Here is a 26,571-nt window from a genome sequence, read left to right on the forward strand (position 1 = left end):
TGGAAAGGAATCGCGATGAACAAGAAAACCAGCGTGTTGAGCGCCAGCATCACTGAACACCAGGGTAAAGCCCAATCGAATCAAGCACTTGATGCTCAAAATGCTTGCACAAACCACCAGCGAGGCGCGCCTTTTTCGGGAGATGTGCCAGCCAGCGCCAGCATCGCCCCGACCCAGATAAATGGTGTGAACGTCGCCGAGCTGGTGCGCAACTTGGAAGAGACCAGCCAGAACGAAGGCAGCGACGAGCTGGCATGCCGCTGCGCTGACGCCCTGCGAGTCCTGCGCGGCCTGCTGGCCAAGCATGTCTCAGACATCGATACCGGAATCCCGGCATCGGCCCCAACGCACTGCCAGCTCCAACTGGAGGCCCAGCGCGAGATAGTGGATGTCGCAGCGCGCGCTAGCGTCCGCCGGGCAGTGGCCGGCATCGGTGTTCCCGCTCAAGCGGGAACGTCAAGCAGCGCAGCCGTGGTCGAGACATTGGAGCGGATCGCCGCGCGCTTGCGCCGCGGTGGCGCCGTCATTCCAATGCCGTCCTCGTCTCAGGGATCTGCCTATGAGACGGCCATGGTTCGTGGGCTCAGCCTCGGCCTGCTCTTAGTAGTGACCGAGATCGAAACCACTCGAATGAACGTACGGGGCGGGGGTCCACAATCTGTGGCGACCTCAGGAGGCGACTATGCGTAAGCAAGGCGAAAGTCCGCAGATCGCTGGTGCCGCGCAGATGCGTCCAAATCTGGACGGATCTGCCCTCGGCGCCGAGATGCGCGCAGATCTGCTCACATCTCGCGATAGTGGCGAATCACCGGTGGCCGTTATTCCGAGAGCCGACGCCAGCGCCATCTCGATCGAGTTGATCGACGGCCTGGCCGACGAGTACCTACCAGGCGCCGGCAGCAACTACGCGAAGCGGGCCTTTGCTCGTGCAATCGAGCAGATGACCTTGGCACACGCGGGCGCCCTGCCACCAATTGAGGATGAAATCGCTGCCGCACCGAACCTGGAAGCACTCCACGCTGCATACCAAGCCAGTGCAGCCGCCTTGGCGGCACAGGAGGCACTCGGCAAGGCGAAGGTCGCGGAGGTGCTCAGCGTGCTGCTGTGGCTCTACCGGAGGCTGCCACGCGGCTACGGCCGGATGCCGTTCGTCGACCTGGTGATCGAGAAGCTATCGAAGGGTGCCGGCATCGATGTCGGAGAGCTTCTGCGCGAGCGTGGCGGCGCCGGCCTGGCGCCGGGCTCGGTCGACCTAGCCAGCGGCCGCCAGGCGATCGTCAACGTGGGCGCCGCGATCTCCGCAGCATCGGTCGAGGCGGACGTTCACGGCTTCCCGGGTGTGAATGGGCCGGCCAATGATTTCACGACCGATCGTGATGCGGCGGCTGCGCACACGGCTCTCTTAAGTCCTTTGCAAGAAATGCCGCTCGCAGAGAGCTTGCAGAGAGAAGGGTTGCCCAGCGAATGTGAGGCCAGCCTGCGCCGCGCGCGCAGCGAAGCCGAATCGGATCTGCGTGACTTCGAGCGTGAGTTCGGCGCGTACAACCCCGCTTATGTCGTCGATGACATCCGGATGGCCTCTTTGCTGGCAGAGCGGCTCCGAGTCGAGGCGCCCGACCTATCCGAGCAGCGGGCTTCCATCATGCGGGCACTGATGCTTCGGAAGCTCGCATGTGCCGAGTTGGTGACCGCCGCTATTTTCGCGCGCGGGCCATCCACCACCGGTGGTTCGCCGTCTGCCGGCACCCAAGATCCGGCGCTGGCGGTGCGGGGCATGCGCGCGCGGATTGACGCCGCGGCCGATGCTGGCCAGCTCGACGCCGCCGGCACCAGCAGCTTACACAGGAAGATCCGGCGCGCCGAGCGCCTGGTCACTGAGGTGCAGTGCGGATTATGGCCGATGCGCCGGGGAGCGAAGCCATGAGCGTCATGGATGAGTATGCCGCCTACGTGGGGAGCTGCAGGACGCGCGGCGTGCTGCCCTGCTCGCTCGACTCGTTCAGCGCAACCCTGCGCCCGGATGTCCGGACCTGGCGTGAACGGATCGGCAAAGCCGCGACGTTTCCGCTACATGCGCCGAACGACGTCGAGCGGGCAATGGTGGAAGAGATCGCTGAGCTGCGAGAGGTGGCGGTGTCGCGGCCGCCGGCACCGAAGTCGATGGCGGATGGCCGGCAGCTGATCGTGGTCGGTGGCCAGGCCGTCAGCATGGGCGCCCTGCTTGACCTGCAGCGCGACGCCGCGCGGTACCGATGGCTGCGCGACAAGGCCGACGCTATGACGGGCACCGCGGCGCCGATGGTGGCTAGCCTCGACGAGTCGGGCCAGATGGTCGCACTGATTGATGGCGAAGACCTGGACACGGCCGTGGACATGGCGCTGGCGCGGCCGAAATCCCGCAGCATGCGCACCGCCCAAAAGAGCGCCCCGGCGACAGTGCCAGACGCGGGATTTCGGCCAAGGGAAAGGGATCGTGCATAATGGATACGTTTTTGACAACTGAGGCAGTCATCAGGCTCACCGGCCGCCGGCGGAAGTCGAAGCAGATCGAAGCGTTGCGCACCATGGGGCTGCCCTTTTGGGTCAACGCGATTGGGGAGCCGGTCGTCACGATCGCCGCCGTAGAGGGGCGAAAAGAGGCGCCGCGCGAGAAGGTGTGGACGATGCCGAGGCGAAGTGATGGGCCGAAAAAATACAGTTAATCTGAACATGCCGCCGCACATGCATCCGCGGACGCAGCGCAGCGGTAAGGTTTACTACTACATGTACCACAAGGGCGAGGATGGGAAGCGCAAGGAGATCGCCTTGGGCGACGACTTCATCCTGGCACTGAAGAAGTATGCGGACCTGAACGTCATCACGAAGCCGAGCCACGGCCCTACCTTCTCGGACGTCTACACGCGGTATATGGTCGACGCGCTGCCGAAGCTGGCGGCCAGCTCGGCCAGGATCTGGCGGATGGACGTCAAGCACCTGATGGCGTCGTTCGCCGACGCCCCGCTCAGCCAGATCAAGCCGGTGCACATCCGGCAGTTCCTCGACGATCACGCCGACAAGCCGACGACTGCGAACCGCTGCAAGCGCGTGTTCTCCGTCATGTGGAACAAGGCCCGCGGCTGGGGCTATACGGAGCTGCCGAACCCATGCGAGGGCATCCAGGGGCATTCGCTCGACAAGCGGACGGTGTACATCAGCGACGCCATCTACAAGGCCGTGTGGACCTGCGGAAGCGCGCCAGTGCGCGACGCCATGGACCTGGCCTACTTGACCGGCCAGCGGCCCGCGGACGCGCTCAACATGACCGAGCACGACATCATCGACGGCCACCTGATTGTCACCCAGGAGAAGACCAAGCAGCCACTGCGGATCCAGATCGTCGGCGAGCTGGCGGCACTCCTGGCGCGGATCGAGGTGAGGAAAGCGGCCTGCAAGTTCAAGACGGCGGCGCTGCTCGTTAACACCAACGGCAAGCGCCTGACTGGGCCGGCGCTACGCACCCAGTTCCATAAGGCGCGCGATGCGGTCATCGCAAAGTCGCCGGAGCTCGAGAAGGATGTGAAGAATTTCCGCTTCTACGATCTGCGCGCGAAAGCGGCAGATGATACGGCGGATGGTCGGGGTCAAGAAGCAGCGCGGGATTTGCTGGGGCACGAAAGCGTACGAACCACTCAGCGTCATTATTTAAGGCGAGGAAAAATTGTCACTCCTACCAAGTGATGATGAGCTACGCTACGATTAAGCTGACACCGAGCTTTTTCGATCGAAGCGGCTTTAATGGCAATTCTCCGGTGTGAGACTGGAGGGTACGCGTCAACGATTCAATTTCAGCTCTGACCTCAGTCAATTCAAGGTCTCTCTCTTCCAGCGACAACACTCCATCTTTGTACAGCTTTTCGATAGCGAGGAGCAGCTTTCGTTGATCCTCAATTTCCTTGTTATAAAGCCGAACTGTGGTCAGAGTTCCTAAACGATATTGCACGGAAGCCGGATCATTTAGCTGCAACAATTCCTCAGTATGCTTACCATGATCGGACCTTGGCTCAATCCGCCCCGAAGAAGAATCGAACCGTAGATGCGATGCCATCTCGAACTCGCAAGGGTTTACAATATACGGTCCAGCAACTTCGTCAAATGGCCAGTAGTCATTCTTTCGGCTATTACAACTTCCGCAGCAATAATAGAGATTATCATAAGAACAAACCAATGAAGCGAAGCGCGGAACGCTTTTCGGACGATAATGATCAGCGCCGTAATTTAAATTTGGCGCACTGCTATCAGGCTGTCTGCAATAAACGCAAAGGCGCGAGAATTCAGCTTGCAGATATCGTTTATAGGAGCCATATCGTTTAAATACGCGTGGCTTCTGACTGCGAATATGTTTTGATTTTGGAAATAAAAACAAGATCACTCACTACACATTGATTCCGAGGCGCCTCATCCGTTCTTCACGAGCAGACCGAGCTTGAGCTAGTTGTCCAGCAGCGGTTTCGAGCGCATTAACTTGCCCCTCTGACACACGTGGAAACCGGTCTATCAGCCTTTGGTTCAAGATCTCGAGACGCGCAACCATCTCAGAAGATTCAACCTTGCTAGCGTACTTTGCGGCCATAAGGCGGACGCGCTGTTTAGCTATCCGCTCAAGGTCACTTTGGGCATTATCAGAGACTGACGGACGGTTTAGTGTTGCCGTATCTTTCCCGCTTGCAACAAATTCGGTATGCTCGAGTTTTCTTGGATTACGAGAAAGTCGAGCAGTTGGCGCCCCTGGTCCAGTCACTGGATCAAAAAACCCTGGCGCATTCGAAATTGGCGTATGAAGATCTTTTTCGTTAAGCGTTCTTGAACGCTCGCGCCTTTCTGGCTCAAATGGTGCGACAGCTGCCCAGTTGACGTAACCGACCGTCGATGCGGTCATATCCACATAGTAGTCCATCATTCACCTTCCCGTTTCTTTGCATTCCGCGGGTTAGCGAGGTATTCTCGCGATTTCTCACCAAGGCACCAGTCGAATAGATTGAATGCTTGAGCATGCATAGAATCCAACGCCGAAGCAACCTCATTAAGAGGGACTTCACTACGGAATGAATCGATATCAATGAAATATTCAGGCACAACCTCTGCGTCATTGACAGCAGGCTTTAATCGAATCCCATGTTGCAACAAACAACCGCCGTCTTGAGCTGACAAAAGAAGCTTTCCGGCAAACTCTTGAATATTGATAAATGCACCTTCTCGGATTGGAGAAACCAGCGAAGGATTAATCCATCCATCAGAAGGATCAGAGCCGACATCGATCACGTTGATATATCGAAGTCCAATCCTTGTGAAAAAATCTGTATCAATACTCTTTTCTGCGGCTTGTACGACACGGAGTACACGGGCTTTCATCTCCGTGTATTCGCTATATGAAGTTGTCTCGATAGTTAAAGCACTTTGCTTTATCGAGACCGACCAATTCATTTTGGAGGAACGCAACGTGTGGATATGATTCGACTCGTTGCTCATCCCAACGCCAAACGTCACTTCGTTAGCCAACTCGAGAATTGGATACTCCTTTCGAAGCGCATGCACTACCGCAGCTGGTGGCTTCGATTCCCCAAGTTCCATGAGCGTTGGGAAGCGGAGTTCGCACACAGCTTGTTTCAAAAAGTTCCGCTTGTAGCGCTCAATATTACTTGATTGAACTTTTACCAACTGATCTGCTGTTGCAGGAGAGCTCATGGACTTCTCGTAATGTGAAAGGAGACAACCTTAAGTGAACATTCTGCCATGCAACACAAGAAATGTCTTGCACACGCTCGATATGACCCGCTCCTTCCACGAGCACAACAACAGTTTTGTGGAGCGGAGCTATTTTTGTGGAGCAGCGTAAGTGCTTCCAGGACCATTTTTCACTGGAGCGGGTGAAGGGAATCGAACCCTCGTATGAAGCTTGGGAAGCTGCCGTTCTACCATTGAACTACACCCGCGTTGCCAGCATTCTACGCGCGTTTGGGACGGTTTGACAATTTCCCGTCCCTCCCGCGCCTGCCCCGGATCAATCCGGCTGCTCGACCGCATACCCCTTCGCAGCCAGCGCCGAGATCACCCCTTTCGGGTCGAAGATATCCTCGATCTTCAGGACGGCGAAGGTCGAGACATTGGCCGCGAGCGCCTTCTCGGCCGAGGCAATCCATTTCTCGTTCGCACGCGTCCTCATGTGCTTGAATTCGGGCTCGGCATCGAATGCCGCGCTGTTCATCAGGGCGCCGAAGCAGGCCTCTTCACGCGTGGCGAAGTCCAGCTTGCGCATTTCATCCATGTCGCCCTTGGCCCAGGCATTGGCGCGCCGGCTGGCGGCCTCGAGGTCCTGCTCCAGCGTAGCCATCGTGCGCGTCAGGCAGGCGGCGTCGCCCAGGGTCGATTTCTTGAAGTTCTTCAGCACCGTGCGCGCATTGTCCATCGGCAGCTGGAAGGTCGACGCGGTCTCCTTCAGCTTTGCCTTCTTGACCAGGTCCAGCAGCGGCTTGCGCACCGCGTAGCTGTCGACCAGGCCCGCCTGCTTGCGCGCGGCGTTCGACAACACCTCCGCCGCGAAGATCGGGCGCTCACGCTCGACGTCGTCGTTCTCGGGCAGGTACTTGGCCTTGAACGTGGTCCAGCGCGCATACTCTTGCGCCGGCATCACGTCACGCAAGCTTGCGCCATCCGGATTCTTACGCATGCCGATGAAGCTTGGCAGCAGTGTGATCCCCCTGAAGAAACCGGGGCTGGCCGAGACGCTTGGCGCCGACAGGTATTCCTGCGAATTCCGGATGACGTTCTCGACTTCGTGCGAGCGCCACTGCATGTCCTTCGGTACCGGCCCGTACATGCCGAACACCCACAACACGTGATCGCCCTTCGTTACCTTCCACATGCCCGGCCCAGGACGCTGGGCCACGACGTGGATCTGCTCCGGCGCCGGTTCGGCGGCGGTTTCCGCCGCATCGACGGCCTGCGCCGGGACGGCCACATCTTCCGATTGCGCCCAGGCGGGAGTGGCCAGCATGCATATGCAGAAAGCAGGTACGGCGAGCTTGTTCATGAAATCTTCCGGTGATGAGAATCGCCAGATCTTACGCCAATGGCATCGTTGGCGAACCTGCTGTAACGCGGCTGTTTCAATTACATGAGCAGCGCATATTGTGCATATAAATGCATATGTCAGCCTTCCGGCGGCTCCGGAACGTCGGGCCGGTCCAGCAATTCCTGCGCCAGCTTCAAGCCCTCGACCATCACCGAAAACGCCTCGTGCTTGGACGCTTCGTCCGGCACGCGCAGCACGTACGACGGGTGGTAGATCGTCACCACCCAGCTGTCGCCATGCCGTACCGGCCGTCCCAGCTTGTCCTTCAGCGTCACGCTCCCGGTCTGCAGCACCGACTTGAGCGCGGTCCCGCCCATCGCCACGATGACTTTGGGCTTGCGCGTGGCGATCTCCTTCTCGAGCCAGTAATGGCAGGCCTCGATCTCCTTCTGCGCCGGCGTCTTGTGCAGGCGCCGCTTGCCGCGCGGCTCCCACTTGAAATGCTTGACGGCGTTGGTGATGTAGACGCCCTTGCGCTCCACGCCGGCCTGCTCGAACACGCGGTCGAGCAGCTTGCCGGCCGGGCCCACGAAGGGATGGCCAGCGAGGTCTTCCTGGTCGCCCGGCTGTTCGCCGACGAGCATGATTCTTGAGTGTTTCGGCCCTTCGCCGCCAACCGCCTGTGTCGCGTGTTCCCACAGCTCGCAGCGCCGGCACTCGTCCAGCTTCGACGGCTGCTGTCGCTCGGGCTGCGCCTTTTCGGCCTCGATCGGGATCGTGCGGCCGCTGCGCCTTCCCACCGCCTCGACCTGGCCGATGCGGCGCGCGCCGAGGCCGGCCTGGCTCACCAGGGACGGCACCAGCGCGCCTTCCGGCAGGTTCTTCCAGAAGCGCGAAGGAATATGGCTGTTCATCACTTGCGTGTTCAGGCGCGCCGGATTGAAGATGCTGCGGTAATAGGTCAGCCACAGCGCCTCGCCGGCATCGTCCAGGTCGGCCGCGCTCGACATCAGGGGGCCGGTATGGTGCAGGGTGGCGCCGTCCCACAGCACGCTGGCCTCGGGCGTCGCGATCATCCAGCTCACCTTGCCCATCCGCGCGACGAAGTGTTCGGCCACCTGCGGCAAGACATCGTGAGCGGGTTCGAACCAGGCCACGAAATGGGGCGCGCCGGCCTCGATCGGCCGTTCGCGAAATCGGATGTAGGCGTGCATATCGTGTACCTCGCGCCGCACCGCCTTGACCATCACGTGCAGCCGCTGCCCGTCCGGATCGGCGGGCGACTGCACGTCGTGCTCACCCTGCTGCCAGCGCCAGATCACCCGGTACAGGAAGGCCCAGCGGTCATGGTCGCGGTAGCAGGCGGCGGTCTGCAGCATTTCCATCAGGGAGCGCGGAACTTGTGGCCTTGGCGCCGTTGCGTTCGAAGGCTCCTGCGCGTCTGCTTGCACCTGGGACGACAGAAGATCGCCTCCATGATGCGCGGCCTCTCCCGGCGCACCCGAGAACAGGTCGGCGCCCGGCGCGCCCCAGGTGATCGCCTGGGGCGGCACGCCGGCGCGCAGCAGTTCGCGCGCCACCGCGCGCCATGCCGTAAAGCCGTCCACCAGCAGCGGCCGGCCCGCGCGCACGCTTGCTACCGCGGTTGCGGCGAGGGCGACGGCGCCGGCAGCCGGGTTCATGCCGCCTGCAACTCGGGCCACAGGTTCATCTGCTGCGGCGCATCGGCCATATGCTTGCGCAGCAGGTCGGAACTGGTCGCCCCCTGCGCCGGCTTGTAGTCGGCGGTGACGACGAAGGGGGCGAGCTTCTTGAGGCTGCAGCGCAGGCGAGATAGATCTTCCCAGCGGATGCGGCGCAGGCGGCGCAGCTCGACGATGCGTTTGGCGTTGCGCAGGCCGATGCCGGGAATGCGCGGGATCAGCGATGCATCCACCCGGTTCAAGTCCATCGGGAAGTGCTCGCGATTGCTCAAGGCCCAGGCCAGCTTGGGATCGACGTCCAGCGCCAGGTTGCCCGTCTGCGGCATCAGTTCGCCGGCCGTGAAGCCGTAGCCGCGCAACAGAAAGTCGGCCTGGTACAGGCGGTGCTCGCGCAGCAGCGGCGGCGGCGCCAGCGGCACGCTGCCGGGGCTTTGCGGGATCGGGCTGAAGGCCGAGTAGTACACGCGCTTGAGTTTATAGCTGCCGTACAGCGTCTCGGCCGTGTTCAGGATGGTGTGGTCGTCGCTGGCGTCGGCGCCGACGATCATCTGCGTGCTCTGGCCAGCCGGCGCGAAGGCCGGCGCCTTCGGCTCTTCGGCTTTTTCGTCCAGCTTGCGGCGAATGGAACCCATCGCCAGCTTGATCGTGTGAACGCTTTTCTCGGGCGCGAGGCGGGTCACGCTGTCGTGGGTCGGCAGCTCGATGTTCACCGACAGGCGGTCGGCCCAGCGGCCGGCTTCCTGGATCAGCAAGGGATCGGCGTCGGGGATGGTCTTGAGATGGATGTAGCCGCGGAACTGGTGCACCTCGCGCAGCTGGCGCGCCACCGCGACCAGCTGCTCCATCGTGTAATCGGCCGACTGGATGATGCCCGAGCTGAGGAACAGGCCGTCGATGTAGTTGCGCAGGTAAAAATCCTGGGTCAGCTTGACCACCTCGTCGACCGCGAAGCGCGCCCGCGGCACGTTCGAGGTGCGCCGGTTGATGCAGTACTGGCAGTCGTAGATGCAGAAATTGGTGAGCAGGATCTTGAGCAGCGAGACGCAGCGGCCGTCCGGCGTATAGCTATGGCAGATGCCCATGCCGGTGGTGGCGCCCAGGCCGTCCTTGCCTTCGGAACCGCGCTTGGGCGCACCGCTGCTGGCGCAGGATGCGTCGTACTTGGCCGCGTCGGCCAAGATTTCGAGCTTGTCGTTGAGTTCCATCGCGCGCACGTGACTGTATGGGCATACAGTATAACGCGGCGTGCATACGCACACGGTGCGCTGGCGCAGCCGTGCGCGCCTGCCGACGGTTCAAATGCGGGACGTCAGACCGAAATCAAACGTTCCGCCTGGGACAACTGTTGCGGCTCCATCCGGCCGGCGATCTTCGCCAGGTAGGCCGTGGCCGGCGCCACGCCGGCGCCACCGGCCCGGTGCAGCCAGGCATAGGCCTCGACCAGGTCGCGCTGGGCGCCCTGCCCCGCCGCATACATCACGCCGAGGTTGAACTGGGCCCGCGCATGGCCCTGGCGCGCGGCGCACAGGTACCAGAAATGGGCCGCCTCGTAGTCGCGCTCCACGCCCTTGCCGCAGTCGTAGCGCAGCCCCAGCTCGAACTGCGCCAGCGCGTGCTTGTGGTCGGCCGCCTTGTGGAACCAGTCGGTCGCCTCGAATAGATCTCCAGACTCCAGGCGATCGAGCAGCGCGCCGACCATGTACTGGGCCGGCGCGTAATCCTGGCCGGCCGCGCGCCGGTACCAGGCCAGGGCCTGCACGCTATCCTGTTCGACGCCGTTGCCACTTTCATAGCGCAGGCCCAGGTCGAACTGGGCCTGCAGATGCCCCTGCTCGGCCGCCTTGCGATACCACTCGGTCGCCTGGGCCGGATCCTGCTCGACCCCGTTGCCGGCATCGAGCAGCTGCCCAAGTTGGTACTGGGCCGCCGGCAGTCCCTGCTCGGCCGCGCGCCGGTACCACGCGGCCGCCTGCGCCGCGTCAACCGCGACGCCCTGTCCGCGCTCATAGCGCATGCCGAGGCTGTTCTGGGCGCCGGCATGGCCCTGGTTTCCGGCGCGCCGGTACCACGCCAGGGCCAGCGCCTCGTCGCGCGCCACGCCGTGGCCGGTGTCATAGATCAGCGCGAGATTGAACTGCGAGCTGGCATGCCCCTGCTCGCCGGCGCGGCCGTACCACAGGATCGCCTGCCGGCTGTCCTGCTCGACGTCCTGGCCCTTGTCGTAGCGCAGGCCGAGGTTGAACTGGGCCGGAGCATGGCCCTGCTCCGCCGCCTTGCGCATCCAGGCCAGCGCTTCGCGCGCGTCGCGCGCCACGCCCTGGCCGGCGTCGTAGCGCAGTCCCAGGTTGTACTGCGAGCGCATATAGCCCTGCTCGGCGGCGCGCCGATACCAGTGCAGCGCCGCTTCCTGGTCCTGGGCCACGCCCTTGCCGGTCTCGAACATCATGCCCAGGTTGTGCTGCGCGCCCGGCTCGCCCTGGTCGGCCGCCTGGCTGAACCAGTGCAGCGCCTGGCCCACGTCGCTGACCACGCCATGGCCTTTCGCATACAGCCAACCCAGGTTGTACTGGGCCGGCGCATAGCCCTGTTCGGCCGCGCGCCCATACCAGTGGGCCGCCTGGCCGAAGTCCTGCTCGACGCCCTGGCCCTTCTGGAGCATCACGCCCAGGTTGTACTGGGCTTGCGCCAGTCCCGACGCCGCCGCCATTCGGTACCAGGCCACCGCCAGCTCGTCGCTCTTGGGCACGCCCTGGCCGCTCACGTACATGAAGCCCAGGCTATGCTGGGCCTGCACCACGCCGCGCTCGGCCTGCGCCTTTACTCGCAAGAACTCAGCGCTAAAAGTAGGCGTGGCGCTCGATTGCAGCGTGGCGTCGAGCATGGTCGGTCAGGCCTGTACCGCGCGCAGGGCGCCGCCAGACTGGGTGCGCAGCGCGGCCATGAAGTCCTGCAGCGAGATCGGGCGATAGAACAGATAGCCCTGCATCGTCAGGCAGCCGTTGGCGCGCAGGTAGCGCGCCTGCTCCTCGGTCTCGACGCCTTCGGCGATCAGGTTCAGGCCCAGGCCGCGCGCGATCGAGATGATCGCCAGGATTACCGGATAGTGGCCGTCTTCCTGGTGGATCTCCTTGACGAAGGACTGGTCGATCTTGACGGTGTGGATCGGGAAGCGGTGCAGGTAGGACAGGGACGAGTAGCCGGTGCCGAAGTCGTCGATCGCGATCGAGACACCCAACTGGCACAGCTTGTTGAGCTGCTCGATCGCATACTGCGGGTTGCGGATGCAGATGTTCTCGGTGATCTCCACTTCGATCTGCTGCGGCGAGATGCCATAGCGCGCCAGCGCACCGCGCATCTTCTCGAAGAAATCGCCGCGGTCGAGGTATTGCGGCGACAGATTCAGCGAAAGACGAATCTCGCTGCCGCCGATCGCATTCCACTGCAGCATGTCGCGGCACAGCGCGCCGATCATCCAGTCCGAGATCGGCAGCATCAGGCCGTTCTCTTCCGCGAATGGCAGGAACTCGCCGGCCGACAGGCGCCCGCGCGTTGGATGGTTCCAGCGCATCAGGGCTTCGGCGCCGGTGATACGGCCGCTCATGGCGTCGATCTGCGGCTGGTAGAACATCTCCAGCTCGTCGTGCTCGAGCGCGCGGCGCAGGGCCTGCTCCAGCGCGATCTTCTGGTGCGACACTTCGAGCATCGAGTCGTGGTAGAAGCTGTGGCCGTTCTTGCCCAGCGCCTTGACCTGGTACATCGCGATGTCGGCGTGGCGCAGCAGCTCGTCGATCGATTCGCCGTCCTTCGGATAGATCGCGATGCCGATCGAGGCCGAGATGTGCACCTCGTGGCCGTCCAGATCGAACGGTTCCTGCAGCACCTCCAGGAATTTATCGGCCACCATGCGCGCGTCGTCGCGGTCGCGCAGCTCGGGCAGCACGATGGTGAATTCGTCGCCGCCCTGGCGCGCCAGGGTGTCGCCCTTGCGCAGGCATTCCTTCAGGCGGCCGGCCGCCTGCTGCAGCAGTTCGTCGCCCTTCACGTGGCCCAGCGTGTCGTTCACCAGCTTGAAGCGATCCAGGTCGATGAACATCACCGCGAGCTCGGTCTGCTTGCGCTTGGCCTGGATCACGGCCAGGCCGAGGCGGTCCTTGAACAGGATGCGGTTCGGCAGGTCGGTCAGGATGTCGTGGTAGGCCTGGTAGGAGATGACCTCTTCGGCGCGCTTGCGGTCGGTGATGTCGCGCGCCACGCCATAGGTGCCGAAGAATTCGAGCTTCTTGACTTCCTGGTCCGGCACATGCATGCCGATCGCGTTGAGCGAGATCGTCATCAGGGTAGTGTTGAAGGTGCGGTCGTGGCCGTTGCCGCCGCGGCATTTGAGGCGCAGTTCGACGTTGCGCGAGGCGCGCTCGTCGACGCGGCGTTCGTTGAACACGTAGCGCGCGCGTTCCAGGTCTTCCTCGTGCACCAGGATCGAGTAATGCTGGCCGATCAGCTCTTCGCGGGTATAGCCCAGCAGCTGGTAGGCGCGGTCGTTGACGAAGGTGAAGCGGCCCTCGTGGTTCAGCGTATAGATGATGTCCGGCGACGAGTCCACCAGGTAGCGGTACATCTTCTCGGAGTTCTCGAGCTGGTTCGCGATGCGCGCATTATCCAGCGTCAAGCGCCGCCGCTGCAGCGCATTGCTCACGGTGGAGAGCAGCTCCTCGCGGCTGTAGGGCTTGCGCAGGTAGCTGTAGGCGCCGCGCTTGAGCGCACCGATCGCGGCGTCGATGCCGATCTCGCCGCTCATCACGATGACGTCGGCGTCGATGCCCCTCTCGTTGATGAAGTCCATGATCTCGTGGCCGCCGATGTCGGGCAGGCGCAGGTCGAGCAGGACCAGGTCAAAGTGCTGGCGCGAAAGGTGTGCCAAAGCGTCAGACCCGGACGGCGCTGTCGTGAGGCGGTAGCCGCGTCCCTGCAGCAGTTCGTACAGCGAAGACAGCAGGCGTGGCTCGTCGTCGACCAGCAGCAGGCGTGGCTGGCTGTCGGTCTCGAGGGTCTGGGAAAAGGGAGCGGGTTCGCCGGGAAGCATGGTGGCGGGATGCGCGTTCATGGTGAGGGTTAAGCGGAACCGAGGGCGCGCGCCGGGAGCGCAGGAGCCGCGCCGGCGCCGGACCACGCCGGCAGAAGGATTTCAAAGGAAGTGCCGGCGCTGCCGCTGCGGCAGGCGATGTGGCCGTCCAGCTGCTTGACCAGGCCGTGGACGATCGACAGGCCCAGGCCGCGGTTGCCGTCGGCGTTGGCGCCGTCCTTGGCGCTCCTGACCGGAGAAAACAGGTTGGCCAGCACCTCGCGCGACAGGCCCGGGCCGTTGTCGCTGACGACGAGCTCCAGGTAGACCTTGCGCTCGCGGTTCACATGGCCGCGGTTGACGATCTCGATCCGCCCCGCCGGGCGCGAACCCAGGGCCTCGACCGCGTTCTTGACCAGGTTGACCAGGATCTGCTTGAGCAGGTCGGGATCGCCCTCGATCGCGCCATCGCCCTCCATGCGCGCCACGACCTGGGTCGTGGCCGGCACGTAGCCGCTACCGCGGAACAGGCGCAGCACGTCGTCCACCACCTTGGCCGCATCGAGCGGACGCGGAACGGCGTCCGGCGTGCGCTGGTCGGCCAGGCTGCCGATCAGCTGGCCGACGCGGTCGATCTCTTCATTCAGGATCGACAGCTCGCCGCCTACCGGCTCCTGGCGCGCCAGCTTGCCGTCCAGGACACTGAGGTAGTTCTTGATGATCGCCAGCGGATTGTTCACTTCGTGGATCACGCGGCGCGAGGCATCGCGGAATTCCTCGGCCACGCTGGCCAGCTGGCGCCGCGCGTGGCCGCGTTCGAGCAGCAGGTTTTCCAGCGCGCTCGCGGCCTGCGCGCCGAAGGCCTGCATGAAGCGCTCGCGGCGCTGGCAATGCGGCAGCTGCCAGCCCGGCACGCCGCCGACCAGCACGCCCAGGCAGCGCGGACCGGCGACCAGCGGCACCACCACCAGGCTGTCGGTGCCCAGCATGCGCAGCAGCTGTTCCTCGGCCAGGCCCAGTTGATCGTGGTGGCGCGCACGCTGCACGAAAGCCGGACGGCGTTCCAGCGCGCTGCGCGCGACCGGGCCGCCTTTCGCCAGCGGCAGCGTGAACTCGGCGATGCGCTGCGCGCCGAAGGTCGGGGCGCCGGCAAGCAGCTGGCCGGTCGGGTTCTCGAGCAGCACCACGGCGCTGTCGAAATCGAACAGGATGCGCGCGGTGCGCGTCATCGCGTCCAGCAGGCCGGATTCGCCCTGCTGGCGCGCCAGGCTCTGACCGACTTCGGACACCAGCACCATATTGCGCACTTCCTCGTTCAGGCGCTGCTGCACCGGATCGGCGGGCGGCGGCGGCGCCCAGGCCGGCGGACTCGGGATGTCGTCGGCGCCCGCCAGGTCGATGCCCAGGTGGGCGGCGGCCTGCTCGACCTGGCGCGCGGCCTTCTCGACCAGCTTGGCCGCCTGTGCGGCGTCGACGCCGCACAGCACGCCGGCTTCGCTCACCATCGTCGCATCGTCCGCATGATGCGACAGCACGTGCGCCAGGCGCACGATGCGGATCAGGGGGTGGCTGGACTCGAGCCGCTCGCTCGGTTCGTGGTGGTACAGCACCGCGTCGGCCAGGAAGGAATCGAGCTGCCAGCGCTCGATCAGCCAGGCGCCGGCTTCGGTGTGGGTGATCTGCAGGGTGCGCTGCTCGACCGCGCACAAATCGTCGTCGTCGCGCGCGGTGAAGTTGAAGCCGTATTCCTTGGGCGCCGCGGCCAGCAGCGCCAGCCGGCCGACGTTGTGCAGCAGGCCGGCCAGGTAGGCTTCTTCGGGATGCGCGTAGTCGAGCGCGCGCGCCACGTCGCGCGCCAGCACCGCGGCGCTGAGCGAATGCTTCCAGAACGCGCGCAGGTCGGTGCTGTTCGAATGCGGGAAGCTGTTAAAGGTCTGGAACACCGAATCGCTGATGACCAGGGTCTTGATCATGTCGGTGCCGAGCGCCACCAGCGACTGTTCGAGGTCGGCGCTGCGCGTGTGGCGGTGGTAGGCGGAGCTGTTGGCGACCGCCAGCAGCTTGCCGGTCATGCCGGCATCCTTCGCAATCAGGGCAGCGAGTTCCGGCATGCCGAGGTCGTCGGCCTGCAGGTGCTCGATCAGCTTGACCAGGATCTGCGGCATGGCCGGCAGACGGGCAATCAACAAACGATTGCGGATGTCCTGGTCGGATTGGTGCATGTTTTCTAGCACGGCCGCCACTTGTCGAAGGTTGGTTGATGGCGTTGCCCGCTACCCGGGGCGGCCACAACATCTGGCACTTCAGTCAATGGAACAGGCGAGTGAATTGCCCTCTGCTCCGGATGTAAAAAACGTATCGTAGCATATATACATTTCTGATCAGGAACAATAGTTACACCAATAACTCTTGCCGAGGATTAGTTCTAACTGTACGGCAGAGGGAAAACGAACATATGCTTGTTGCATCGATACGACTGTTGCACAAAGTTCCGTAAGTTTTTTTTCACATAAAAACGATGCCGAGGCTGGAGCCAGCCCGCTGCCGCATCAAATTCTTCCGGCTCAGCGATTCCGAGCATCACTCAAGGTCGGCGTCGATGCGTGCGATCAGCCCCTGGCGATCGACCGAGATGTCCAGCACGCCCACTTCGTGGCCGAAATCTCCCGTGAAATCCAACCGCAGGCGCGCACGTCGGTCACCGGCATGTTCCAGCGACAGAAAGCGGCTGACCGTGCGATAGCCGACGAAGTATCGCGCAATATAGTCGCGTACGCCGGCACTGCCATCGAAGCGGTGGCCGGTGGATGGGTCGTCGATCGTTGCATCCGGCGCGAACAGGGCCAGGGCGCGCTCGACATCGAAAGCATTGGTTGCCGCGATCAGCGCATCGGCCGTCGCGCGCAGGTCGTCTTTTTCCAGAGCCATGGCATTACTTCCCATGCTGCCAGCTCTTGTAGACGAACTCGACGCTGTAACCGTCCGGATCCATGACCTGGGCCGCGTAATAGCGGGGATCGTAGTGGTGCTGCGGCCCGGGCGCATGGAGTGCGGTCGCGCCGGCCGCCAGCGCCTGTGCGCAGGCGGCATCGACCATCGCCTCCGAATCGGCGACGAAGCCGAGGTGCACGGCGCCGGGTGCGGCCGTGCCCTGCCGCAGCCAGAAGAACATGCGGCCATCCGCTCCGAATCCCTTCAGGTCGGCGTGGCCCGGCGGGCCGTCCTTGCCGTCATAGTCGTGGCGGCTGGTGATGCCCAGGATGGGCAGCACCTTTTCATAAAAGGCGATCGAACGAGCGGTGTCGCCCACTGTGAGAAATATGTGATCGAGCATGAGACAGTCCTTTCAGGGGATGCGGGCATGACGGCGGTACGTCCACCGTTGAAACCAGTAGCGACACGATAAGCGCGCGCCGCTGTTCCTACCCACCCGATTCTGTCTCGATCCTGCCTATTCCTGCTTTTCTCTCGATCGGACCTGCGGGGCCGACCGGCGCCGCCCGATGCAGGATCCCTGGCCGATCACGGCACGTGCTCGCCCCTGGCGCGCAGCTTGCGCCGGTGACGCCGCGCCGTGTCCCAGAACGCCAGCGAGACCAGCACGAAGAACATCTGGCCGACGGCCAGCGCCAGCACCGAGTGCGACAGCATCGGCGCGACGACGCCGGCCACGATCGCGCCCAACAGGGTCGAGACGAAGGACTGGCACGAGGCCACGGTGCCGCGGATGTGCGGGAACAGGTCGAGCGCCAGCAGGGTTGCGCCGGGCGCGATCAGCGAACTGCCGAAGGTGAAGAAGAACATCGGCGCTACCGTCCACGGCAGCGCCGGCGGCAGGAAGGCGTGGTAGGTCACGTTGAAGGTCACCGCGGCGAGCATGAAGAAAAAGCCGATGCGGATCTGGCGCGCGAAGTCCATCCTGCCGGCCAGGCGGTTGGCCATCAGCGAACCGAGGAAGATCCCGCTCACGGTCGGCACGAACAGCCAGGCGAATTGCGACGGCCCCAGGCCCAGGCTTTCGGGCAGCATGACCGGCGCCGCCGCGATGTACAGGAACAGGCCGCCGAAGTTCAGGGCGGTCACGCCAGCCTTCATGTGGAACAGGAAGGAGCTGAAGATGGCGCCATAACTCTTGGCCAGGAAACGCGGGTTGAACGGCTGGCGCTGGGTGCTGGGGATGGTCTCGGGCAGGTGCTTCCAGCAGAACCAGGCGAGCAGCACGGTGTACATGCACAGCGCCAGGAAGATCGCGCGCCAGTCGAACCACAACACGATCCAGCCGCCCACCACCGGCGCGATGGCCGGCGCGATCGAGAAGATCATCGTCACCATCGACAGCAGGCGCGCCGCCGCGGTGTCGGAATACAGGTCGCGGATGATGGCGCGTCCCACCACCACGCCGGCCCCCGCCGACACGCCCTGCATGATGCGGAACACCCACAGGTAGTGCACCGAGGACGCCGAAGCGCAGCCGAAGGTGCCGATCGCGAACACCACCAGCGCCACCAGGATCACGTTGCGGCGCCCGAAGGCGTCCGACAGCGCGCCATGCCACAGCACCATGCCGGCGAAGGCCAGCATGTAGGCGGTCAGGGTCTGCTGCACCTCGAGCGGGGTCGCCGCCAGCTCGGCCTGGATCTGCGGGAAGGCCGGCAGGTAGGCGTCGATCGAGAACGGCCCCAGCATCGCCAGGGCCGCCAGCAGGGTCGCCAGGCCGCCGGCCGACAGCATCACGATCTTGTGGGGGGGAGGAAGTGGAACCGGGGTGACGGGGTCCTTCGGAAGATCGGGCGGGTCGGTTGGCGGCAGCATCGTCAGTCCAGGTCAGTCCTGCTTTGGTTTCGCTTCTTCGCGGCGGTTGAAGCCTGCCACCATGTCGAAGCGGAACAGGCGGCATTCGAGCGCGCCGTTGAAGAACGGCGTCTTGCGCGATTCCTTCAGGCGCAGCATCTTGGGCAATCCGAGATCGGCAGTGAACAGATAAGCGGTCCAGCCGGCGAAGCGCTGCTTGAGCGTGGTGGAGAAGGCCGAGTAGAAGCCCAGCGCCATCTCGTCCTGCGGCACGGTGCTGTCGCCGCGCACGCCGATCCGCTCTCCGTACGGCGGGTTGGTGAGCAGGATGCCGGCCTGTTCGGTCGGCGCCACCACGTGCTGGGCCTCGATCTGCTTGAGCGGCACGTCGAACAGGATGCCGGCCACCTTCAGGTTATGGCGCGTCATGGCGACCATGTCGCCCGAGATGTCGGAGCCGAAGATGGTCGGCTCGGTCGGCAGCGGGTTCGGCTTGATCGCGGCCTTCATGTCGGCCCAGGCCTGGCGGTCGTGGTCGGCGAATTGTTCGAAGGCGAAGCGGCGGCGCGCGCCGGGCGGAATGCCCTGCACCATCTGGGCCGCCTCGACCAGGATCGTGCCCGAACCGCACATCGGATCGAACAGCGGCACGCCCGGCTTCCAGCCCGAGACGCGCAGCAGGCCCGCAGCCAGGTTCTCGCGCAGCGGCGCGTCGCCCGTCTCTTCGCGCCAGCCGCGCTTGAACAGCGCTTCGCCCGAGGTATCGAGGTAGATGATGAAGTTGCGCTGGTCGAGGAAGCCGACGATGCGCATGTCCGGCTCGCGGGTGTTGACCGAGGGACGCTTGTCGTACTGGTCGCGGAAGCGGTCGCAGATCGCGTCCTTGATCTTGAGCGTGGTGAATTCGAGGCTCTTGAGCGGCGACTTGACGGCGGTGACGTCCACCCGGATCGTGTGGTCGGGGCCGAACCAGTCTTCCCAGGGCTGCTCGAGCACCAGGTCGTAGATGTCATTCTCGTTGGAGTAGCTGCGCTGGCCCATGCGCATCAGCACGCGCGAGGCGATACGCGAATGCAGGTTGACCAGCCAGGCGTCCTGCATCGAACCCGAGCAGTGCACGCCGCCGGGCACCTGGTTGTGCACCTTGAAGGTGGTGGAGAGTTGGGCGATCTCGCCCAGTTCTTCGGCCAGCGCCGCTTCCATGCCGCGCGGGCATGGGCAAAAATATGAGGCCATGAGGGGTACCCTTTGTCCGTTGATGAAACTGTGTTGATAACGCGTCACCGGTTGTGCCGGATGACCGTCGGAATAGTTATTGCCACCTGCTTGCGCACGTCGTTCCCGCGAAGGCGGGAACCCAAGTTTGCACGCTAAACCACTAGCTCATGCTTGAGTGGCTGAGCAAGCACCTTGGGTCCCCGCCTTCGCGGGGACGACGTTTACATGGTGCGGGCCACAAGACCCGCGCGCCATGCGATGCCGACTTAAAACGGCTTTACCGTCGCCAGAATCACGATCACCAGCAGCAGGATCACCGGCACTTCATTGAACCAGCGGAACCACTTGTGGCTACGCGTGTTCACACCGCGCTCGAATTTTTTCAGGATCGAACCGCAGGCGTGATGGTAGCCGATCGCCAGGATCACCAGCACCAGCTTCGCATGCAGCCAGCCGTGCTTCATGCCGATCATCATCGCCAGGTACAGGCCGAGCAGCAGCGCCGGCACCATCAGGATCGTGGTGAAGCGGTACAGGCGGCGCGCCATGCCCAGCAGGCGTTCGGTCGCGGCCGGGTTGGTTTCCTGGGCCAGGTTCACGAAGATGCGCGGCAGGTAGAACAGGCCGGCGAACCACGAGGCGATGAAGACGATGTGCAGGGCTTTGATCCAGAGATACATGCGGTTCCTTGTTATTGATTATTGACGAACTTCGCCGTGCCCGAACACGACGTATTTGAGCGAGGTGAGTCCTTCCAGACCGACCGGGCCGCGCGCATGCAGCTTGTCGTTCGAGATGCCGATCTCGGCGCCCAGGCCGTATTCGAAACCGTCGGCGAAGCGGGTCGAGGCGTTCACCATCACCGAGGCCGAGTCTACTTCGCGCAGGAAGCGCATGGCGCGCGTGTAGTCCTCGGTGATGATGGCCTCGGTATGCTTCGACGAGTACGCGGTGATATGGTCGATCGCCTCATCCATGTCGGCCACCACCTTCACCGCCAGGATCGGGGCCAGGTATTCGGTCGTCCAGTCTTCCTCGGTGGCGGCGGCCAGGTGCGGATAGCCGGCCAGGATCTCACGCGCCTCCGGGTCGGCGCGCAGCTCGACCTCTTGCGTCGCATACAGCGCGGCCAGGCGCGGCAGCACGGTGGGCGCGATCCCGCGCGCGACCAGCAGGGTTTCCATCGTGTTGCAGGTGCCGTAGCGGTGGCATTTGGCGTTGAACGCGACCGCCAGCGCCTTCTCGACGTCGGCCTTGTCGTCGATATAGACGTGGCAGATGCCGTCCAGGTGCTTGATCATCGGCACCGTGCTTTCCTTCATCAGGCGCGCGATCAGGCCCTTGCCGCCGCGCGGGACGATCACGTCCACGTACTCAGGCATCGTGATCATGGCGCCAACGGCGGCGCGGTCGACGGTGTCGACCACCTGCACGGCGTCCTGCGGCAGGCCGGCGCCCGCCAGGCCCTCGGCCACGAGCGTCGCCAGCGCGCGGTTGCAGTGGATCGCTTCCGAACCGCCGCGCAGGATGGCGGCGTTGCCGCTCTTGATGCACAGGCCCGCCGCGTCGACCGTCACGTTCGGGCGCGCTTCATAGATGATGCCGATCACGCCCAGCGGCACGCGCATCTGGCCGACCTGGATGCCGCTCGGACGCACCTTCATGTTCGAGATCTCGCCGACCGGATCGGGCAAGGTGGCGATCTGGCGCAGGCCGGCGACCATGGTGGCGATCGCGCTGTCCGACAGGGCCAGGCGGTCCATCAGGGCCGGGGCCAGGCCGGCCGCCTGCGCCGTTTCCAGGTCCTTCTGGTTGGCGGCGCGCAGGCTATCGGCATCGCGCTCGATGGCGGCGGCGATCAGGGCCAAGGCGCGGTTGCGGGTGGCCGTGTCGGCGCGCGCCATGGCGCGCGAGGCGGCCCTGGCCTGGCGGCCCAGTTGGTGCATGTGTGCGGTGATGTCCATCGTGATTCCCGTTGCGTTGTATGTGGTCGGAACGGGTATGCATGTGTGCGTTGAACGCGTCGGCTGACACGTTACCGCGCCACCTTCAACGCCAGCTGCAACATCGCATCCCACGCGTCGCCCGCGAACCTTTTCGCGCGCAAGCCCTTGACCATGCGGTCGACCTGCGCCGCGTCCTGCAGCGCCGCCTCGAGCGTGCCAAGCGACACGCGGCGCAGCGCCGGTTCCATCATCCGCTCGCGCGGTCCCCAGATCCGGTATTCCTTCAGCAGCGCGCCCAGCGGGCGGCCCTGCGACATGCCGGTCTTTAATTTTAGCAGCGTGCGGATTTCTTCGGACACCGCCCACAGCACCAGCGGCAGCGCCTCGCCCTCGCCTTTCAACCCCTCGAGCATGCGCGCCAGGCGCGCCGGGTCGCCGCCCAGCATCGCCTCGGACAGCTTGAACACGTCGTAGCGCGCCACGTTCAGCACGGCGTCGTGCACCTGCTCGAAACTGAGCTTGCCCGGCTCGTACAGCAGCCCCAGCTTCTGGATTTCCTGGTGCGCCGCCAGCAGGTTGCCCTCGACCCGGTCGGCGATGAAGTCCAGGCTCTGGCGCTCGACACTCTGGCCCTGGCTGGACAGCCGCTGGCCGATCCAGCCCGGCAGGTGGGCGCGTTCGACATTCGGGATCTCGATATAGACCGCCGACTGCTGCAGCGCCGTCACCCACGACGACTTGGCGGTCTGCCAGTCCAGCTTCGGCAGCGTGATCAGGGTGAGGTTGTCGGGGCTGAGGTCTTTCGCGTAGCTCTGCAGCGCGGCGCTGCCGTCCTTGCCCGGTTTGCCGGTCGGGATGCGCAGCTCGATCAGCTTCTTGTCGCCGAACAGCGACAGCGCCTGGTTGGCGGCCAGCAGTTCGCCCCACTTGAAACTGCGCTCGACCGTCAGCACGTCGCGCTCGGTGTACCCCTGCGCGCGCGCCGTCTTGCGGATCCGGTCGGCCGCTTCCAGCGCGAGCAGGTGCTCGTCGCTGGTGATCACGTACAAGGGAGCAAGTCCCTTGCCCAGATGGCCGTCGAGTGCCTCGAGCCGCAACTGCATCGTCGCTTACTTCCTCACGCCGGCTTGATCGCCGCCAGGCGACGCAGGATCTGCTGCACCAGGTCGGACTGCATGTCGCGGTACAGCAGCGCTTCTTCCGATTCCTTGGCCAGCACCTGCGATTCGTCGAAGGCGATGTTGCGGCGCAGGGTGATCTCGGTCGGCGCCAGCAACTGGCGGTTGTTGGCGTCGCGTACCTGGAACACCAGGGTGTAGCTGAGCGAGTACTCGCGCACCCGGCCCAGGCTGTTGAGCGACAGGATCGATTTGCCGCGCGTTTCGCTGATCACGTCGAACAGGGCCTGGGCCTTCGAGGCGTCGGTCTCGATGCGCACGGTGTCGCCCGCGCGCAGATTGCGCTTGAGCTCCGTGCCCAGCGGCGACGCTTCGCCGAACGACAGCCAGATGCTCTGGAACGGCAGGTTGTACTGGCCGTCGCTGCCGCGCAGCTGGAAGCCGCAACCGGCCAGCACGCCTGCCATCAAGAGCGCCGCCAGCGCACGCACCAGGGTCTTGTTCGACATATTGATCCTTACACCACGATGTTGACGAGTTTGCCCGGCACCACGATGACCTTCTTCGGCGTGCCTTCGATGAACTTCTGCACCGCCTCGGAAGCCAGGGCAGCGGCTTCGATGGCGGCCTTGTCGGCCTCCTTCGCCACCTTGACCGAACCACGCAGCTTGCCGTTCACCTGGATCATCATCTCGATCTCGGACTGCTCCAGCGCGGCCGGATCGACTTGCGGCCAGGCGGCGTTCAGGATGTCGCCATGGGCGGTGGCAAAGCCCAGTTCCTGCCACAGCGCATGGGTGATGTGCGGCGCGACCGGGTTCAGCAAGCGCAGGAAGATCGAGAAGCCTTCGGCAATGATCGCGTTCGAGGCCGCCGAGTCGTCCAGCTTCGCGGACTCCAGCGTGTTGAGCATCTTCATGCAGGCCGAGACCACGGTGTTGTACTGGATGCGCTTGAGGTCGTAGTCGGCCTGCTGCAGCACCTTGTGCACTTCGCGGCGCAGGGTCTTCTGGTCGTCGTTCAGCGTGCCTTGCGCTTCGCCATTGAAGCTGGCGGCGATGCGTTCACGCTGCGCATAGCCGAAGGCCCACACGCGGCGCAGGAAGCGGCTGGCGCCTTCGACGCCGCTGTTCGACCATTCCAGGGTCTGTTCCGGCGGCGAAGCGAACATCGTGAACAGGCGCGCGGTGTCGGCGCCGTACTGCTCGATCTGGGCTTGCGGGTCGATGCCGTTGTTCTTCGACTTCGACATCTTCTCGGTGCCGCCGATTTCCACCGGCTGGCCGTCGGCGCGCAGGGTCGCGCTCTGCGGACGGCCCTTGTCGTCGAACGTCAGATCGACGTCGGCCGGGTTGAACCAGGTCTTCTTGCTCGACGCGTCTTCGCGGTAATAGGTCTCGTTGAGCACCATGCCCTGCGTGAGCAGGTTCACGAATGGCTCGTCGAACTTCACCAGGCCGAAGTCGCGCATCACCTTGGTCCAGAAGCGCGCGTACAGCAGGTGCATGACGGCGTGCTCGATGCCGCCGATGTACTGGTCCATCGGCATCCAGTAATCGTTGCGGGCGTCGACCATCGCCTCGTTCGAACCCGGCGAGGTATAGCGCATGTAGTACCACGACGAATCGATGAAGGTGTCCATCGTGTCGGTCTCGCGGCGCGCCGGCTTGCCGCATTTCGGGCAGTCGCATGTCAAGAACGCTTCGTCCTTGTTCAGCGGATTGCCGGTGCCGTCCGGGACCAGGTGCTCGGGCAGCACGACCGGCAGGTCGGCTTCCGGCACCGGCACGATGCCGCAGTCGCCGCAGTGGATCATCGGCACCGGGGTGCCCCAGTAGCGCTGGCGCGAGATGCCCCAGTCGCGCAGGCGGAAGGTGGTTTTCTTTTCGCCCAGGCCTTGTTCGGCCAGTTCACCGGCGACCGCGTTCACGGCCGAGGTGTAATCGAGGCCATCGTACTTGCCCGAGTTGATGGTGCGGCCAGCTTCCTTGTCGCCGTACCACTCCTGCCAGGCGTCGAGCGAGAATTCCTGGCCTTCGACCGCCACCACCTGCTTGATCGGCAGGTTGTATTTTTTTGCGAAGCCGAAGTCGCGCTCGTCGTGCGCCGGCACGCCCATCACGGCGCCGTCGCCATAGGTGATCAGGACGTAGTTGCCGACCCAGACCGGAATCTGTTCTTGCGTGACCGGATGAGTGACGAAGAGGCCCGTCGGCATGCCCTTCTTCTCCATGGTCGCCATATCGGCTTCGATCACGGAACCCATCTTGCACTCGGCGATGAATTCCTGCAGGGCCGGGTTGTTGCGGGCCGCGTGCTGGGCCAGCGCGTGTTCCGGCGCCACGGCGCAGAAGGTCACGCCCATGATGGTGTCGGCGCGGGTGGTGAAGACATACAGCTTGCCGTCGCCGATCGCGTCGCCGTTATCGTCTTTTACGCTGTGCGGGAAGGCGAAGCGCACGCCGGTCGACTTGCCGATCCAGTTGGCCTGCATGGTGCGCACGCGCTCCGGCCAGCCCGGCAGCTTGTTGTCGACGTGGTCGAGCAGCTCGTCGGCGTAGTCGGTGATGCGCACGTAGTACATCGGGATCTCGCGCTTCTCGATCAGCGCGCCCGAACGCCAGCCGCGGCCGTCCACGACCTGTTCGTTGGCCAGCACGGTCTGGTCGACCGGGTCCCAGTTCACGGTGCCGGTCTTCTGGTAGATGATGCCCTTCTCGAGCATCTTGAGGAACATCCACTGGTTCCACTTGTAGTAGTCCGGCTTGCAGGCGGTCATCTCGCGCGACCAGTCGATCGCCAGGCCCATCGACTCCATCTGGCCACGCATGTGGGCGATGTTCGAATACGTCCATTCGGCCGGCGGCACGTTGTTGGCCATCGCCGCGTTTTCGGCAGGCATGCCGAACGCATCCCAACCCATCGGCATCAGGACGTTATAGCCGTTCATCCGCAGGTAGCGGTACATCACGTCGTTGATCGTATAGTTGCGCACGTGACCCATGTGCAGCTTGCCCGATGGGTAAGGCAGCATCGAGCAGGCGTAATACTTGCCTTTTGGGAAACGAGGATCGTTTTCGACGGCCTTATAGGCGTCGATCGATTTCCAGTAGGCCTGGGCGGCTTGTTCTACTTCGGCTGGACTATATTTTTCTTGCATGATTCTGCAGACGTAAGGTGGGATGTGGAACCGGTCATTATAACCCGTTCAATTTTGCACTGCGGCGTAGGGTGGACGGCTGCGCCGTCCACGCGGTGATGGTTAGCAGCAAGATCATTCGGCGCGAAATCGGAGGGGATAACGATCACCGCGTGGACGGCAGAGCCGTCCACCCTACGGATGACAACGTATCTCCGGGATTCAGCGCAGGATCAGCTCCAGCGCCGGCTTTTCGCCGTAATCCTCATAGCGCTCGTTGATGCCGCCGACGCAATAGCTCAGCTCTTCGAGCAGCTCCGGCGCCGCCGCCTTCATTTTGTCGGCCTCGAGGATGACGATTTCCAGCACTTCATCCGCTTTCAGGCGGAACTTGGTCATGTTCTCGTCGTCCCGCAGATAGCTCATGCAGTCGACCCAGGCGTCGATGCTGTCCGCGTACGAGGCCGGGAAACCGAAGGCCTCGCGGCTCTGCTGGTGGAACGATGCCTCATCGACAATGACGGCGCCGTTCAGTTCTGCCACCGCCAT

The 26,571-nt window shown here is 63.8% G+C and carries 24 protein-coding genes and 1 tRNA gene; 5 read left to right on the forward strand and 20 right to left on the reverse strand.

What is annotated here, in order from left to right; translation table 11 throughout:
• The first annotated feature begins 15 nt into the window (after positions 1–15).
• Genes SOM28_RS06525 through SOM28_RS06545 form a run of 5 tightly spaced genes read left to right on the forward strand, consistent with a single transcriptional unit; the run spans position 16 to position 3,717 of the window.
• Positions 16–690: a hypothetical protein gene (locus SOM28_RS06525; RefSeq protein ID WP_320467617.1), complete on the forward strand. Its 675-nt coding sequence runs from the start codon at positions 16–18 to the stop codon at positions 688–690.
• On the forward strand, positions 683–1,924 hold the full coding sequence (locus SOM28_RS06530) for a hypothetical protein (protein ID WP_320467618.1): 1,242 nt from the start codon (positions 683–685) through the stop codon (positions 1,922–1,924). The genes SOM28_RS06525 and SOM28_RS06530 overlap by 8 nt, the downstream gene beginning before the upstream one ends.
• Positions 1,921–2,481: a hypothetical protein gene (locus SOM28_RS06535; RefSeq protein WP_320467619.1), complete on the forward strand. Its 561-nt coding sequence runs from the start codon at positions 1,921–1,923 to the stop codon at positions 2,479–2,481. Before SOM28_RS06530 ends, SOM28_RS06535 begins: the two co-directional genes overlap by 4 nt.
• Entirely contained in the window at positions 2,481–2,702 is a 222-nt protein-coding gene (locus SOM28_RS06540) for a DUF4224 domain-containing protein (protein WP_320467620.1), read from the forward strand. Before SOM28_RS06535 ends, SOM28_RS06540 begins: the two co-directional genes overlap by 1 nt.
• Complete coding sequence (locus SOM28_RS06545; protein ID WP_320467621.1) at positions 2,680–3,717, forward strand: tyrosine-type recombinase/integrase; 1,038 nt, start codon at positions 2,680–2,682, stop codon at positions 3,715–3,717. The genes SOM28_RS06540 and SOM28_RS06545 overlap by 23 nt, the downstream gene beginning before the upstream one ends.
• A gap of 7 nt (positions 3,718–3,724) precedes the next feature.
• On the opposite strand, the gene SOM28_RS06550 is transcribed toward SOM28_RS06545, so the two are convergent.
• The 20 genes from SOM28_RS06550 to SOM28_RS06645 all read right to left on the reverse strand — a co-directional run bounded on the left by SOM28_RS06550 (position 3,725) and on the right by SOM28_RS06645 (position 26,571).
• Complete coding sequence (locus SOM28_RS06550) at positions 3,725–4,402, reverse strand: HNH endonuclease (protein WP_320467622.1); 678 nt, start codon at positions 4,400–4,402, stop codon at positions 3,725–3,727.
• 9 nt (positions 4,403–4,411) lie between these two features.
• Positions 4,412–4,936: a hypothetical protein gene (locus SOM28_RS06555; RefSeq protein ID WP_320467623.1), complete on the reverse strand. Its 525-nt coding sequence runs from the start codon at positions 4,934–4,936 to the stop codon at positions 4,412–4,414.
• On the reverse strand, positions 4,933–5,721 hold the full coding sequence (locus SOM28_RS06560) for a TIGR04255 family protein (protein WP_320467624.1): 789 nt from the start codon (positions 5,719–5,721) through the stop codon (positions 4,933–4,935). Before SOM28_RS06560 ends, SOM28_RS06555 begins: the two co-directional genes overlap by 4 nt.
• Positions 5,722–5,895: 174 nt before the next feature.
• Positions 5,896–5,969: transfer RNA gene (locus tag SOM28_RS06565), tRNA-Gly, on the reverse strand.
• A gap of 68 nt (positions 5,970–6,037) precedes the next feature.
• Entirely contained in the window at positions 6,038–7,030 is a 993-nt protein-coding gene (locus SOM28_RS06570; RefSeq protein WP_229414999.1) for a TraB/GumN family protein, read from the reverse strand.
• A 155-nt stretch (positions 7,031–7,185) separates the two neighbouring features.
• Complete coding sequence (locus SOM28_RS06575; protein ID WP_320467625.1) at positions 7,186–8,730, reverse strand: UdgX family uracil-DNA binding protein; 1,545 nt, start codon at positions 8,728–8,730, stop codon at positions 7,186–7,188.
• Entirely contained in the window at positions 8,727–9,956 is a 1,230-nt protein-coding gene (locus SOM28_RS06580; protein ID WP_109346055.1) for a putative DNA modification/repair radical SAM protein, read from the reverse strand. The genes SOM28_RS06575 and SOM28_RS06580 overlap by 4 nt, the downstream gene beginning before the upstream one ends.
• Before the next feature lie 104 nt (positions 9,957–10,060).
• Positions 10,061–11,632, reverse strand: a complete 1,572-nt coding sequence (locus tag SOM28_RS06585) for a tetratricopeptide repeat protein (RefSeq protein WP_320467626.1) — start codon at positions 11,630–11,632, stop codon at positions 10,061–10,063.
• A 6-nt stretch (positions 11,633–11,638) separates the two neighbouring features.
• Positions 11,639–13,852: a putative bifunctional diguanylate cyclase/phosphodiesterase gene (locus tag SOM28_RS06590; RefSeq protein ID WP_123070502.1), complete on the reverse strand. Its 2,214-nt coding sequence runs from the start codon at positions 13,850–13,852 to the stop codon at positions 11,639–11,641.
• 8 nt (positions 13,853–13,860) lie between these two features.
• Positions 13,861–16,032, reverse strand: coding sequence for an HDOD domain-containing protein (locus tag SOM28_RS06595; protein ID WP_320467627.1), 2,172 nt, complete (start codon positions 16,030–16,032; stop codon positions 13,861–13,863).
• 358 nt (positions 16,033–16,390) lie between these two features.
• On the reverse strand, positions 16,391–16,738 hold the full coding sequence (locus SOM28_RS06600) for a nuclear transport factor 2 family protein (RefSeq protein ID WP_320467628.1): 348 nt from the start codon (positions 16,736–16,738) through the stop codon (positions 16,391–16,393).
• A gap of 4 nt (positions 16,739–16,742) precedes the next feature.
• Positions 16,743–17,144, reverse strand: a complete 402-nt coding sequence (locus SOM28_RS06605; RefSeq protein WP_320467629.1) for a VOC family protein — start codon at positions 17,142–17,144, stop codon at positions 16,743–16,745.
• Between the two features lie 188 nt (positions 17,145–17,332).
• Entirely contained in the window at positions 17,333–18,622 is a 1,290-nt protein-coding gene (locus SOM28_RS06610) for a multidrug effflux MFS transporter (RefSeq protein ID WP_123070506.1), read from the reverse strand.
• A 12-nt stretch (positions 18,623–18,634) separates the two neighbouring features.
• Entirely contained in the window at positions 18,635–19,837 is a 1,203-nt protein-coding gene (locus SOM28_RS06615; protein ID WP_414675154.1) for a THUMP domain-containing class I SAM-dependent RNA methyltransferase, read from the reverse strand.
• 248 nt (positions 19,838–20,085) lie between these two features.
• Entirely contained in the window at positions 20,086–20,499 is a 414-nt protein-coding gene (locus tag SOM28_RS06620) for a CopD family protein (protein ID WP_123069768.1), read from the reverse strand.
• Between the two features lie 18 nt (positions 20,500–20,517).
• Positions 20,518–21,783, reverse strand: a complete 1,266-nt coding sequence (locus SOM28_RS06625) for a glutamate-5-semialdehyde dehydrogenase (protein ID WP_123069769.1) — start codon at positions 21,781–21,783, stop codon at positions 20,518–20,520.
• A gap of 71 nt (positions 21,784–21,854) precedes the next feature.
• A complete protein-coding gene (gene holA / locus SOM28_RS06630; protein ID WP_123069770.1) occupies positions 21,855–22,868 on the reverse strand; it encodes a DNA polymerase III subunit delta in 1,014 nt (337 codons plus the stop codon).
• Between the two features lie 14 nt (positions 22,869–22,882).
• Positions 22,883–23,392 (reverse strand): LPS-assembly lipoprotein LptE, encoded by a 510-nt coding sequence (locus tag SOM28_RS06635; protein WP_123069771.1) that lies wholly within the window; start codon positions 23,390–23,392, stop codon positions 22,883–22,885.
• 8 nt (positions 23,393–23,400) lie between these two features.
• Entirely contained in the window at positions 23,401–26,043 is a 2,643-nt protein-coding gene (gene leuS / locus SOM28_RS06640) for a leucine--tRNA ligase (RefSeq protein ID WP_320467630.1), read from the reverse strand.
• A 201-nt stretch (positions 26,044–26,244) separates the two neighbouring features.
• Positions 26,245–26,571: a barstar family protein gene (locus SOM28_RS06645; protein WP_123071716.1), complete on the reverse strand. Its 327-nt coding sequence runs from the start codon at positions 26,569–26,571 to the stop codon at positions 26,245–26,247.

The sequence above is a fragment of the Massilia sp. CFBP9026 genome (genome assembly GCF_034045165.1).
Lineage (GTDB): Bacteria > Pseudomonadota > Gammaproteobacteria > Burkholderiales > Burkholderiaceae_D > Telluria > Telluria arenae.

Bases quoted from the DNA above. Each gene is read 5' to 3' on its own strand.
- leuS (WP_320467630.1), bottom strand. From the start codon at position 26,043: ATGCAAGAAAAATATAGTCCAGCCGAAGTAGAACAAGCCGCCCAGGCC.
- SOM28_RS06570 (WP_229414999.1), bottom strand. From the start codon at position 7,030: ATGCTGGCCACTCCCGCCTGGGCGCAATCGGAAGATGTGGCCGTCCCG.
- SOM28_RS06605 (WP_320467629.1), bottom strand. From the start codon at position 17,144: ATGCTCGATCACATATTTCTCACAGTGGGCGACACCGCTCGTTCGATC.
- holA (WP_123069770.1), bottom strand. From the start codon at position 22,868: ATGCAGTTGCGGCTCGAGGCACTCGACGGCCATCTGGGCAAGGGACTT.
- SOM28_RS06600 (WP_320467628.1), bottom strand. From the start codon at position 16,738: ATGGCTCTGGAAAAAGACGACCTGCGCGCGACGGCCGATGCGCTGATC.
- SOM28_RS06635 (WP_123069771.1), bottom strand. From the start codon at position 23,392: ATGTCGAACAAGACCCTGGTGCGTGCGCTGGCGGCGCTCTTGATGGCA.
- SOM28_RS06535 (WP_320467619.1), top strand. From the start codon at position 1,921: ATGAGCGTCATGGATGAGTATGCCGCCTACGTGGGGAGCTGCAGGACG.
- SOM28_RS06625 (WP_123069769.1), bottom strand. From the start codon at position 21,783: ATGGACATCACCGCACACATGCACCAACTGGGCCGCCAGGCCAGGGCC.
- SOM28_RS06610 (WP_123070506.1), bottom strand. From the start codon at position 18,622: ATGCTGCCGCCAACCGACCCGCCCGATCTTCCGAAGGACCCCGTCACC.
- SOM28_RS06580 (WP_109346055.1), bottom strand. From the start codon at position 9,956: ATGGAACTCAACGACAAGCTCGAAATCTTGGCCGACGCGGCCAAGTAC.
- SOM28_RS06615 (WP_414675154.1), bottom strand. From the start codon at position 19,837: ATGGCCTCATATTTTTGCCCATGCCCGCGCGGCATGGAAGCGGCGCTG.
- SOM28_RS06645 (WP_123071716.1), bottom strand. From the start codon at position 26,571: ATGGCGGTGGCAGAACTGAACGGCGCCGTCATTGTCGATGAGGCATCG.
- SOM28_RS06590 (WP_123070502.1), bottom strand. From the start codon at position 13,852: ATGAACGCGCATCCCGCCACCATGCTTCCCGGCGAACCCGCTCCCTTT.
- SOM28_RS06530 (WP_320467618.1), top strand. From the start codon at position 683: ATGCGTAAGCAAGGCGAAAGTCCGCAGATCGCTGGTGCCGCGCAGATG.
- SOM28_RS06595 (WP_320467627.1), bottom strand. From the start codon at position 16,032: ATGCACCAATCCGACCAGGACATCCGCAATCGTTTGTTGATTGCCCGT.
- SOM28_RS06585 (WP_320467626.1), bottom strand. From the start codon at position 11,632: ATGCTCGACGCCACGCTGCAATCGAGCGCCACGCCTACTTTTAGCGCT.
- SOM28_RS06540 (WP_320467620.1), top strand. From the start codon at position 2,481: ATGGATACGTTTTTGACAACTGAGGCAGTCATCAGGCTCACCGGCCGC.
- SOM28_RS06545 (WP_320467621.1), top strand. From the start codon at position 2,680: ATGGGCCGAAAAAATACAGTTAATCTGAACATGCCGCCGCACATGCAT.
- SOM28_RS06525 (WP_320467617.1), top strand. From the start codon at position 16: ATGAACAAGAAAACCAGCGTGTTGAGCGCCAGCATCACTGAACACCAG.
- SOM28_RS06555 (WP_320467623.1), bottom strand. From the start codon at position 4,936: ATGATGGACTACTATGTGGATATGACCGCATCGACGGTCGGTTACGTC.
- SOM28_RS06620 (WP_123069768.1), bottom strand. From the start codon at position 20,499: ATGTATCTCTGGATCAAAGCCCTGCACATCGTCTTCATCGCCTCGTGG.
- SOM28_RS06560 (WP_320467624.1), bottom strand. From the start codon at position 5,721: ATGAGCTCTCCTGCAACAGCAGATCAGTTGGTAAAAGTTCAATCAAGT.
- SOM28_RS06575 (WP_320467625.1), bottom strand. From the start codon at position 8,730: ATGAACCCGGCTGCCGGCGCCGTCGCCCTCGCCGCAACCGCGGTAGCA.